This is a genomic window from Sphingomonas sp. PAMC 26617 (assembly GCF_000242835.1).
GTDB lineage: Bacteria > Pseudomonadota > Alphaproteobacteria > Sphingomonadales > Sphingomonadaceae > Sphingomonas.
In genome coordinates this window covers 2,900,002-2,910,761 of record NZ_JH594425.1, presented here as the reverse complement: position 1 = coordinate 2,910,761, position 10,760 = coordinate 2,900,002, and the positions used below count along the sequence as shown (strand labels likewise).

Sequence of the window (10,760 nt, the reverse complement as noted above, 5' to 3'; positions counted from 1 at the left end):
GTCCTCGCCCTGTCCCGATACGCAATTCGGACAACCACCTTCCTCCGGAGTTAACGGCGTGTCGACCCATCCGGGGTCGCGCGGCCGACGGTTGTACGTTCAGAGCGGGGCAAACCCATGAAAATCAGATATTTCACGCTGCTTCTGGCAGCGAGCACGTCGCTCGTCCACGCGCAACGCGTGCCCATTCTTGGCGGACAGCTACAGCAGCAGATTCCCCCCGTCCCGCTACCCGAGCGTTCGGACCCCGGCCTCGATGTCCAGACGACGGCAAAGGCCCCCGACACCGATCCGAACGGACCGACGATCCGCGTGCACACGCTGCGGATCACCGGCCAGACGCTGTACGACGAACGGACATTGCTCGCCGCCAGCGGGGTCGCGCCGGATCGGGACCTCAACCTGTACCAGTTGCGCGCCGCCGCCGCGCGGATCGCGGCCTTCTACAAGGCGCACGGCTATGTCCTCGCCCAGGCCTATCTCCCCGCGCAGGACGTGCAGGGCGGATCGGTCACGATCGCGGTGATCTAAGGCCACTATGGCGCGATCACAATCGACAATGCGACCAACCTCCACACCGGCGTTGCACGCCACGTTCTCCACGGTCTCGACACCGGCGACATCGTTGCGATCGCGCCGCTCGAACGCCGCCTGCTGCTGCTGTCGGATATTCCGGGCGTCGTCGTCCAGTCGACGCTGTCGCCGGGGACCAGCTTCGGCACCTCCAACCTCAACGTCGCGCTTGCGCCGGGCCGCCGCGTCACCGGCGACATCGAGGTCGACAACGCAGGCAACCGCTACACCGGAGCCTATCGCGGCGGCGGGTCGATCAACCTCGACGATGCGACCGGGCTCGGCGACATGCTCAGCCTGCGCCTCTTGGCCTCGACCGATGGCCTCGCCTACGGGCGCGCTTCGTGGCAGGTGCCGGTCGGCAATCTCACGGTCGGGGTGGCCTATGCGCACTTCCGCTATGATCTCGGCAAGGAATTCGCGAGCCTCGACGCGCACGGCACCGCCGATGTCGCGGGCCTCTACGCGAGTTACCCGCTGATCCGCTCGCGCCGCGCCAACCTCTATGCGGTCGGCGAACTCGACGCAAAATGGTATGACGACCGGATCGACCTGACGAACAGCCAGTCGCGCCGGATGAGCAAGACTGGTACGCTCGGCCTCAACGGCAACAGCCGCGACGGCTTCCTGGGCGGTGGCCTCAACGTCGCATCGGTCGGCTGGACGATCGGCGATCTCAAGCTCCGTACCCCACTGGACCGCGCGACGGACTCGCTCACCGCGCACAGCGCGGGCACGTTCAACAAGTTCAACTTCAGCGTCGCACGGCTCCAGACGGTCACCGGCCCGCTCGAACTGTACGGCGCGGCGCGCGGGCAGATCGCGCTCGACAATCTCGACACGTCGGAAAAGATGGAACTGGGCGGCGCCTACGGCGTCCGCGCCTATCCCGAGGGCGAGGCCTACGGTGACCAGGGCTATATCGCCACTGCCGAGGGCCGCCTGATGCTCAGCCACTGGGCGCGGCGCTTTCCGGGCCAGCTTCAGTTGATCGGCTTCGTCGAGACCGGGCGGGTGCAATATGCGCACGATGCGTGGTTCCTCGGCAGCAATCATACCCAGCGCAGCGGCTTCGGCGGCGGGCTGGTCTGGTACGCGCCACAGGCGATCACGCTGCGCGGCACCTATGCCCGCAAGATCGGCAACGTCCCTGCCACATCAGCGCCTGACCGTGCCGGCCAGTTCTGGTTTCAGGTCGCCAAGACCTTCTGACGCGCGCGCGCCACGCGCGACGCCGTCCGAACGCTATTTCAAGGATCCCGACCATGACCATTTCCGGACAGGTTTTCTCCCGCCGCCAGTTGCTTGAAACGACCGGCCTCCCCGGCGTCGTCCGCCTCGCGCTGTTCGGGCTTGCCGCCGCGATCGGTTTCGCGGGACAGGCGCAAGCGCAGGTGCAACCGCTGCCGACCGGCGGGACCGTAACCGCGGGTGCCGCGACGGTCGCGTCCGGCGCGACCGCGCTGACCGTTACGCAGACGAGCAAGGCCGCCGCGCTCAACTGGCAGAGCTTCGATATCGCCGCGGGCAACAGCGTCACCTTCGTCCAGCCCGACCGCAATTCGGTCGCGCTCAACCGGGTGACCGGGCCGGATGCGTCGCAGATTCTCGGCAACCTCACCGCGAACGGCAAGGTCTTCCTGGTCAACCCGAACGGTGTGCTGTTCGGTAGCGGCGCGCAGGTCAATGTCGGCGGGCTCGTCGCGTCGACGCTGAATATCAGCGACGCCGACTTCATGGCGGGCAAGTACAAGTTCAGCGGCTCGGGCAAGGCATCAGTGCTCAACCAGGGCACGATTACCGCGGCGGACGGCGGCTATGTCGCTTTGCTCGGCGGAAGCGTCGCGAATGACGGGCGGATCACCGCGCGGCTCGGGACGGTCGCACTCGCGGGCGGCGATGCGATCACGCTCGACGTCGCGGGCGACGGGTTGCTCTCGGTCGTCGTCGATGCGGGCACGGTCGGCGCGCTGGTGCGCAACGGCGGGCTGATCAGCGCGAACGGCGGCAACGTCCTGCTGACGGCGCAGGGCGCGGGAACGCTGCTCGGCACCGTCGTCAACAACAGCGGTGTGATCGAGGCGCAGACGATCGACACGCGCGGCGGGACGATCAAACTGCTCGGCGACATGTCGAGCGGCAAGCTGACCCTGACCGGAACGCTCGACGCGAGCGCACCGAACGGCGGCAGTGGCGGCTTCATCGAAACCTCCGCCGCCAGCGTCTCGATCGCCGACTCCGCGCTGGTCTCGACGCTCGCGCCCGCGGGCACGACCGGCACGTGGCTGGTCGATCCACAGGACTTCATCATCGGGGCGGGCGGCAACATCTCCGGCGCAGCCCTGTCCGCGCTGCTCGTCACCAACAGCGTGACGATCAGCACCAATCCGACCGGCACCGTCACCACACCGGGCACGCCGCCGCTGACTGAAAGCGGGACGACCTCGCCCGGCAACGGCGACATCATCGTCAACGATGCGATCGCCTGGACCGCGACGCCGAGCACGACGACGCTGCGGCTGAATGCCGAGCGCGATGTAGTGTTCAACAATTCGGTCACTGCGACCAACGGCAACATCCAGACCTGCTGCGGTCGCGACGTGATCGTCAACGCCGCGCTCACGACGACCAACGGCAGTATCCTGCTCAACGCCGGGCGTACCGTGAACGTGCTCGCGGCGATCACCACCACCGATGGCAACCTTGCGCTGTGCGCGGGCGTCGATGCCTTCATCGCCGCCTCGATCACGCTGACACGCGGCACGACCATCCCTGCGCAAGCCCTTGGCCTGCAACCTGGCTTACTGATCATCGCAGGCGCGGCGGGAACTGGTCCCGGGGCCGGCAACGGCACGCTCAGCTTGGCACCGGGAACCGCGCCGATCACCGTGACCGGACCGAACGCCGCGGCGGTGATCAACTACAACCCGGTCTCCTATACCACGCCGAATGATTATACGGGCTTCTTCACGCTCAGCCTGGGCGCGAGCCTGACGCAGCGGATGCTGGTCTTCCCGGGGAGTACGAAGGTCGCGGACGGAACGACGGCGGCGACGCTTTCCGGCTTCAACGGCACCACCGTCACCGGGCTTCCGTCGGGTATCACGCTGGTCGCGGGCACCAACGCGACAGCGACCTACGACAGCGCCAGCGCGGGAAGCGCGATCGGCATTACCTTTACGGGCTATACGCTCGCGGGGGCAAACGCGGGGCAATATGCCCTGGCGGGCTCCTGCTGCGTCGCGACCTTCCGCACCACCGGAACGATCACGCCGGCAACGACGCCTGTCGTCACCCCGCCGGTCGTAACGCCGCCCGTTACGACGCCCCCCGTTACGACGCCCCCGGTCGTGACGCCCCCCGTCACCCCTCCCGTCGTTACGCCGCCGGTGGTCGTGGTGCCGCCAGGCGGACCGGTGGTCGTACCGCCGGTCGGAACGCCACCCGGTCCGCCCACCGCGCCGCCGGTCGTACTCCAGCCCGTTCCTCCGCCCGAACGTCCGGTGCCGCCGCTGCCGCCGCTCGTGGTGATCGACTATCCGCCGCCGCCCGTCCTCGAAACGCTGCTGCCGCCCCCGCCCCCGCCGGTCCAGTTCGTGCCGCCGGTCCAGCCGGTCCCGCCCGTCGCACCCCCGCGGCAGACGCCACCGCTTCCGGCGCGACAGGCGCGCAACTGAGGTGCGCGCGGCGGGGCTGATGCTGTTGCTGGTGGTGAGCAGCCCTGCGGTCGCACAAGGCGCGGCCCCGGTGCCGCGCGCCTCCCCGGCTCCGGCCGCCGAACCGACGCCTGCCGCGCGGCGACTTGCCGCCTGGGCAACGCGATCGCAGGACACCAGGGGGCGGCCCTTCCTGGTGATCGACAAGGTCGCGGCGCGGGTGTTCGCCTATGATGCGGACGGCACGCTGCGCGCGACGACGCCCGCGCTGCTCGGTGCGGCGCGCGGTGACGTGACTCCGCCCGATATCGGGAAGCGCACGCTCGCACAGATCGGTCCGGCGGACCGGATCACCCAGGCGGGCCGGTTCGAAGCGCATATCGGCCCCGATCTGCACGAGGACGTGTTGTGGATCGACTATGACAGCGGCCTCTCGCTCCACCGCGTCGTCACCGGCAGCCGCACCGAACACCGGCTGACCCGCCTGGCGACCCCGTCGACCGCCGACAACCGGGTGTCGTTCGGCTGCATAAACGTCCCCCGCATCTTCTACGAGACCGTCGTTGCGCCGATGTTCCGGCCGGCGGACGGGGTGGTCTACATCCTACCCGAACAACGCGCGCTGTCGGAGGTCTTCCCCGCGCTTCCGGTCGCGCTCGCGGCACAGCGCTGAGCGGGACTCGCGCGCCGCGGTGCAAGTCGGTATCGCCCACGCGATGCCAGCACGTCTCAAGATCTTCTTCGACGGGGGATGCCGCCCCAATCCCGGCGCGATGGAAATCGCGGTGGTCGCGCGCGGTGCGGTCCGCCTCCACACCGATCTGGGCGAAGGATCGAGCATGGACGCCGAATGGCACGCGTTGATCGCGGCGGCGCGCCTCGCGATCGCGCTGGAATTGCGGCGGGACGGATATGTCCTGCTGGGCGATGCCGTAGCGGTGATCGCGCAGGCGAACGGCACACAACCCTGTCGTGGATCGGGTGAGACGCATCGCGCGACCCTGCTCGCGCTCGGCAACGGACGCGTCCCGCCGATCCGCTATATCAAGCGTACCCAGAACCTAGCCGGGATCGCGCTTTCGCGGCACCACCAGCGTTGAGTGCGGTGCCGATCCTCTACAGCTTCCGCCGCTGCCCCTACGCGATGCGCGCGCGGCTTGCGCTGGCGATCAGTGGCACGTCGGTCGAGCTGCGCGAAATCGTCCTGCGCGCCAAGCCCGCCGAAATGCTGATGGCGTCGCCCAAGGGCACCGTCCCGGTCCTGCTCCCCGGCGACGGCAGCGTCATCGACCAGAGCCTCGACATCATGCGCTGGGCGCTTCGGCGGAACGACCCCGAGGCGTGGCGCGCCGGTGACGACGCTGCGCTGATCGCGGACTGCGACGACCGGTTCAAACACCATCTCGACCGCTACAAATACCCCGATCGTCACGGTGCCGACCCGCTCGAACACCGCGCCGCCGCGCGCGACTGGCTCACCGGTCTGGAACATCGCCTGGCCGGGCGGGAGAACCTGTGCGGCGCCACACGGACACTTGCCGACATGGCGATCATGCCGTTCGTCCGTCAATTTGGTGCCGTCGACCCGGGATGGTTCGCAGCACAGCCCCTGCCCGCAGTCCATGCCTGGCTCGACCGCCATCTGACGTCGGCATTGTTCGCGACGGTGATGCTGCGGGTTGCACCCTGGCAAACCGGCGACCCGGTGCTGCGCTGGCCATGAGCCTTCATCCCTCGGATCGCCGAACAGGCTTTGCGCTCCGCGCCTGCGCTGTGTAGCGGCACGCGGCATGGCTGCTCTCTCCTCCCCGCCCGCCCCGTTCACGCTCGGCCTCGACTTCGGCACGACCAACTCGGTCGCGGCGGTCGCTCGCGACGGTGTGTCCGAGCTGCTCGAGCTCGACGGCCCCGACGGCCCTGATGCCGCCTTCCGCTCGGCGCTGTGCTTCTGGGAAGACGATACGGTCAAAGGCGGGATCGCCGCCGAAGCCGGTCCCTGGGCGATTGCCGAATATCTCGAATATCCGCAGGGCAGCCGGTTCCTGCAGTCGTTCAAGTCGGTCGCCGCCAACCCCAGTTTCGAGCACGCGACGATCTTCGAGCGGCGCTACCGGTTCGAGGATCTCGGCCAGACCTTCCTTGCCAGGATGGCCGCGCGCTCCCGCAGCATGCTGGACCGCGCGAGCCGCGTCGTCGTCGGGCGTCCGGTCGAATATGCCGGACATCGCCCCGACGCGGCGCTCGCGCGGCAACGCTATGACCTGATGTTCGCGGCGCTCGGCGCGGACGTGCATTATGTCTACGAACCCCTCGGCGCGGCCTATAGCTACGCCGCACGGATCGCCGATCCCGCGACGATTCTCGTCGCCGATTTCGGCGGCGGCACGAGCGACTTTTCGGTCGTGCGGATCGAGGCCCCCGGCGCGGCGCGACGGTGCGTCCCGCTCGCGCATGCCGGCGTCGGCATCGCCGGCGACCGGTTCGACGCGCGGATCGTCGAGCAACTGGTGATGCCGTTGCTCGGCCAGGGCGGATCGTATCGCTCGTTCGACAAGACGCTCGAGATCCCGCGTGGGTATTTCGCCGATTTTGCGGACTGGTCGCGGCTTGCGTTGATGCGCAACCGTCGGACGATCGCCGAGCTGGAAAAGCTGCGAAAATCCGCACTCGACCCGGATGCGATCGGCCGGATGATCGCGGTGATCGAGGAAGAGCTCGGCTTCCAGCTGCACGAAGCGGTCGGCCAGGTGAAGCGCGACCTGTCCGCATCGGAGCATGCGAACTTCCGGTTCAGCGGCGCGGGGCTCGCGATCGAGGCGGAGGTCAGTCGCGCCGACTTCGAAACGTGGATCGCGCCCGATATCGCGCGGATCGCGGGAGCGGTCGATCAGGTGCTCGAAGCTGCACAGACCACGCCGGACGCGATCGACCGGGTGTTCCTCACCGGCGGTTCGTCGCTGACGCCGCGCGTGCGCCGCCTGTTCACCGAACGCTTCGGTGACGACCGGATCGCGACGGGAGGCGAACTGACCTCGATCGCGCACGGACTCGCCCTGATCGGGCAGCAGGACGATCTCGCGGCGTGGTCGGTTTAGGCCCTCCGCGCCACCCGAACTCTTCCGGACCGGCCGCCCTCATCGACTAGAGCGAGACCGCACGTTCCGCCATCCATCCGTGGATCTGCGCGACGACCGCCGCGCCTTCGCCCACCGCCGCCGCGACTCGCTTGGTCGAACCTGCGCGCACGTCGCCGATCGCGAACACGCCGGGCAGGCTGGTCTCGAGCGAGCGCGGGCCCGTTCCGGTGACGATGAACCCCTTGCCGTCGGTCTCGACACAGTCGCGCAGCCAGCCGGCATTGGGATCCGCCCCGATGAACAAAAACAGGTGCCGCGTCGTGCACTCGGTCACCGTCCCGTCGAGCTGGCGGATCGAGGTTCCGGTCAGGCCGCTCGCCCGGTCGCCGTGCAGCGCGACGATCTCGCTGCCGACATGCAGCACGACATTGGGCAACGCCGCGATCCGCTCGATCAGATAGCGCGACATGGTCGCCGCCAGATCGCGCCGGACGATCAGATGCAGCCGCTCGACCCGCGGCGCGAGAAACACCACCGCCTGCCCCGCCGAATTCCCGCCGCCGACGAGTGCGATCTCCTCCCCGGCGCACAGCTTCGCCTCGATCGGCGAGGCCCAATAGGAGACCCCCGCCCCTTCGAACAGCGCGAGGTCGGGAATGTCGGGCCGCCGGTAGCGCGCGCCCGAGGCGACGATCACAGCCTGCGCCCGCACCTGGCGCGCGCCTGCCAGCAGCAGCGCGATCGGGTCCTGTGGCGCCCGCTCGGGAGCGCATTCGAGCCGGTCGACCGACACGGGCACCGCGATCTCCGCCCCGAACTTGAGCGCCTGATTGAACGCGCGCCCCGCGAGCGCCTGCCCCGAAATGCCGGAGGGGAAGCCAAGATAATTTTCGATCCGGTTCGAAGCCCCCGCCTGCCCGCCGATCGCGCGTTCGTCGAGCACGATCGCGTCCAGCCCCTCGGACGCGGCATAGACCGCCGCCGCAAGTCCCGCAGGCCCGGCCCCGACGATCGCGACATCGTAGACATGCGCCGGATCGATTTCGGGCGTCATCCCGAGGCAGCGCGCAAGGTCGGCGTCGCTGGGGCGGCGGAGCAGATCGCCGCTCGGACAGACCACCAGCGGCAGTTCGTCGGACTGCACCCCGAGCCGCGCCACCAGCGCCTGACCCTCTGCATCGGTTGCTGCGTCGAGCACCAAGTTGGGATAGCCGCTGCGCGTAAGGAACCCCTGCAGGCGGACGATATCCCGGCTGCCCGGCGTCCCCACCAGGATCGTCCCCGCGCCGCCCTCCTCGATGAGTCCGACCCGCCGCAGGATCAGCGCACGCATCACGATCTCGCCCACGTCGGCCGAGCCGACCATCAGGGCGCGAAGATGCGCGGGATCGAACGGTAGTGCGGTGCAGCCATCGCCACCCGCGCGCCCCGCGGCGATCGATCCGCGCCCGGCAAGCTGGCTGACCTCGCCGGTGAACTGCCCTGGACCGTGCGTCGTGATCGGCGCTTCATGGCTCAGCCCATCCCGGCGCACGACGTCGATCGTGCCGTTCAGCACGAGCCACGCAGGCGCGTCGCGCTCGCCGATGCTGAAGATGACCTCGCCCGGCGCGAAGCTGCGGACGGGTCCGCTCGCGAAGCGCGTTGCGATCGCAATCTGCGCCGCATCGAGCGACGGGAACATCTGATGACGGCGCGTATCGATCGTGCTCATGCGCACGCTTTTATCAGTTTTTGGTCTGAGCGTCGCCGGGTCAGAACGGCGGCGCGCGGCGCGCGCGCTGTGCGCGGGCAGCCTCGGTCCACCACGCGAGATCGTCGGCGAAGCGCGGGAACGCCTTGGCGGCGGCGGCGCCGCCCTCGCCGGTCGGCGTCCCCTCGGCATCGAACGCCGTGCCAATGCCACCGACCGCGAGCGTCGACGAGGTGACGATCATCCCCATCTCGGACAGGATGCCATGCCATGCCAGCCCCGAGCGCACCCCCGCCATCCGACCCGCCGAATAGCTCGCGATGGCGGCTGGCCGCCAGAACCATTCCTCGAGGAAATGGTCGGTCAGGTTCTTGAGCCCTGGCTGGACGCTCCAGTTATATTCGCCCGAAACGAACACGAACGCATCGGCGTTGCGGATCTTGCCCGCCAGCGTCTCGAGCGCCTCGGGTGCGGTACCCGACGGATATTCCTTGTACATGCGGTCGAGCATGGGCAGCCCGATCGCCCTGGCGTCGATCAGTTCGGGGCTGGCGCCGCGGGCTGCGAAGGATTCGACCAGATAGTGCGCGAGCCGGATTCCCATCCGATCCGATCGGTAGGAGCCGTAGAAGATCAGGATCCGGTCGCTCATGCTGTGTTCCTTGCGTGATTGGCGCAAACGAAGCGCGTGTAATGCCGTTGCACCCCACGCGTCGCATGTGCCTGGCCGTCAGCGTTCCAGCGCCTGACGGCCGGGTCCGTTCCCGCCTTTGGAACCCAGCTAAAGGCGTCAGAACGCAGCCGAGATCGAGAATAGCACCTTTCCGTTTGCAATCGATTCCCCGTTCTTGGTCCGGGAAAAGTTCGGCTGGAGATAGGCGGCTTCCGAGCGGCTGATGTCGGTGTCGACGTAAGCCGCCCCCAGCGTGACCGGTCCGATCACGTAATCGAGTCCGAGCAGCCAGTCCCAATAGTCACCGGTCGGCGCAACGCTCGTGCCGTTCGGCCCGAGCCCCGGATTGCCGTACGAGTGGCCGATATGCGCCTTGGCGGTCAGCTTGGTGGTCGGGATACCAACCGCTGCATCGCCCCACAGATATAAATTGTCCTGGCTCTGCCCCCGGCTTTGCGGCGTCGCGGAGAAGTTGCCGAGCGCGCGCTGCGTCGGCGCATAGGCGACCCCCGCGAGCAACGTCGCCGGGCCGACCGTGCCGCTATACTTGACGTAAGGCTCGCCGAAGTCGGTGTTCGCCGCGCCGCCCGGGTACATGTACCAGGTCAGTCCGACGTCGACCGTCCCGCCAGCGAGCGGGCGCTTGTAGCCACCGATGACGTCGAGTTCGAGGTTGGCACCCCCGAAGGTGCCCCAGCCGGCGAGGTTGGACCCCCAAAAGCCGCCGTAAAAACCGCTCTCGTGCGTGAGGGTGACGCCACCCTGCACCGCGATTTCCTCGTCGGACTGGGAGACGCCGCGGAACCGATAGTCCGAGACGACCGCAACGTTGCCCGTGACCGTGACCGGTTTGGGCGGTGCGGTATCCTGTGCGGCAGCGGGAACCGCGAGCAGGCACAGGGTCGTGGCAACACAATAACGCAACATGGGATACCCTTCGGAAATAAGGAAAGGTTCCCGCCTGGGGTCGAAGGGTCGCACCTCTCATCGTTTCGTGGCGATGGTGAGCGATCCCTCCCGAACATCCTCTCCGTACCGAAAATACCGCACCGCAGCATTGCTTCTTCGTAACGAAACGTTGCCGAGTC

The 10,760-nt window shown here is 68.2% G+C and carries 10 protein-coding genes; 7 read left to right on the top strand and 3 right to left on the bottom strand.

Annotated elements, in window-relative coordinates; all coding sequences use genetic code 11:
• Positions 1 to 117: 117 nt before the first annotated feature.
• The 7 genes from RH91_RS22850 (at position 118) to RH91_RS12845 (ending at position 7,324) form a co-directional block, all read left to right on the top strand.
• Positions 118 to 531, top strand: a complete 414-nt coding sequence (locus RH91_RS22850; RefSeq protein WP_198283257.1) for a POTRA domain-containing protein — start codon at positions 118 to 120, stop codon at positions 529 to 531.
• 15 nt (positions 532 to 546) lie between these two features.
• The gene (locus RH91_RS12870; RefSeq protein ID WP_198283296.1) at positions 547 to 1,785 is read left to right on the top strand and encodes a ShlB/FhaC/HecB family hemolysin secretion/activation protein; all 1,239 of its coding nucleotides are present in this window, start codon (positions 547 to 549) and stop codon (positions 1,783 to 1,785) included.
• A 53-nt stretch (positions 1,786 to 1,838) separates the two neighbouring features.
• The gene (locus RH91_RS12865; RefSeq protein WP_010163207.1) at positions 1,839 to 4,250 is read left to right on the top strand and encodes a two-partner secretion domain-containing protein; all 2,412 of its coding nucleotides are present in this window, start codon (positions 1,839 to 1,841) and stop codon (positions 4,248 to 4,250) included.
• Position 4,251: 1 nt separating this feature from the next.
• Positions 4,252 to 4,902 (top strand): L,D-transpeptidase, encoded by a 651-nt coding sequence (locus RH91_RS12860; RefSeq protein WP_010163206.1) that lies wholly within the window; start codon positions 4,252 to 4,254, stop codon positions 4,900 to 4,902.
• 43 nt (positions 4,903 to 4,945) lie between these two features.
• Complete coding sequence (locus RH91_RS12855; protein ID WP_010163204.1) at positions 4,946 to 5,329, top strand: ribonuclease HI; 384 nt, start codon at positions 4,946 to 4,948, stop codon at positions 5,327 to 5,329.
• Positions 5,326 to 5,952 (top strand): glutathione S-transferase, encoded by a 627-nt coding sequence (locus RH91_RS12850; protein ID WP_010163202.1) that lies wholly within the window; start codon positions 5,326 to 5,328, stop codon positions 5,950 to 5,952. Before RH91_RS12855 ends, RH91_RS12850 begins: the two co-directional genes overlap by 4 nt.
• Positions 5,953 to 6,019: 67 nt before the next feature.
• The gene (locus RH91_RS12845; RefSeq protein WP_010163201.1) at positions 6,020 to 7,324 is read left to right on the top strand and encodes an Hsp70 family protein; all 1,305 of its coding nucleotides are present in this window, start codon (positions 6,020 to 6,022) and stop codon (positions 7,322 to 7,324) included.
• Between the two features lie 46 nt (positions 7,325 to 7,370).
• Here the strand turns inward: RH91_RS12845 and RH91_RS12840 are convergent, their stop codons facing one another.
• The 3 genes from RH91_RS12840 to RH91_RS12830 form a co-directional block, all read right to left on the bottom strand.
• A complete protein-coding gene (locus RH91_RS12840) occupies positions 7,371 to 9,020 on the bottom strand; it encodes an FAD-dependent oxidoreductase (RefSeq protein ID WP_010163200.1) in 1,650 nt (549 codons plus the stop codon).
• A gap of 40 nt (positions 9,021 to 9,060) precedes the next feature.
• Positions 9,061 to 9,651, bottom strand: coding sequence for an NADPH-dependent FMN reductase (locus RH91_RS12835; protein WP_010163199.1), 591 nt, complete (start codon positions 9,649 to 9,651; stop codon positions 9,061 to 9,063).
• 138 nt (positions 9,652 to 9,789) lie between these two features.
• Complete coding sequence (locus RH91_RS12830; RefSeq protein WP_010163198.1) at positions 9,790 to 10,599, bottom strand: TorF family putative porin; 810 nt, start codon at positions 10,597 to 10,599, stop codon at positions 9,790 to 9,792.
• Positions 10,600 to 10,760 lie beyond the last annotated feature (161 nt).

What these genes read in the sequence shown, in the direction of transcription:
- RH91_RS22850 (WP_198283257.1), top strand. Translation starts at nt 118, where the DNA reads ATGAAAATCAGATATTTCACGCTGCTTCTGGCAGCGAGCACGTCGCTC.
- RH91_RS12865 (WP_010163207.1), top strand. Translation starts at nt 1,839, where the DNA reads ATGACCATTTCCGGACAGGTTTTCTCCCGCCGCCAGTTGCTTGAAACG.
- RH91_RS12855 (WP_010163204.1), top strand. Translation starts at nt 4,946, where the DNA reads ATGCCAGCACGTCTCAAGATCTTCTTCGACGGGGGATGCCGCCCCAAT.
- RH91_RS12845 (WP_010163201.1), top strand. Translation starts at nt 6,020, where the DNA reads ATGGCTGCTCTCTCCTCCCCGCCCGCCCCGTTCACGCTCGGCCTCGAC.
- RH91_RS12840 (WP_010163200.1), bottom strand. Translation starts at nt 9,020, where the DNA reads ATGAGCACGATCGATACGCGCCGTCATCAGATGTTCCCGTCGCTCGAT.
- RH91_RS12835 (WP_010163199.1), bottom strand. Translation starts at nt 9,651, where the DNA reads ATGAGCGACCGGATCCTGATCTTCTACGGCTCCTACCGATCGGATCGG.
- RH91_RS12830 (WP_010163198.1), bottom strand. Translation starts at nt 10,599, where the DNA reads ATGTTGCGTTATTGTGTTGCCACGACCCTGTGCCTGCTCGCGGTTCCC.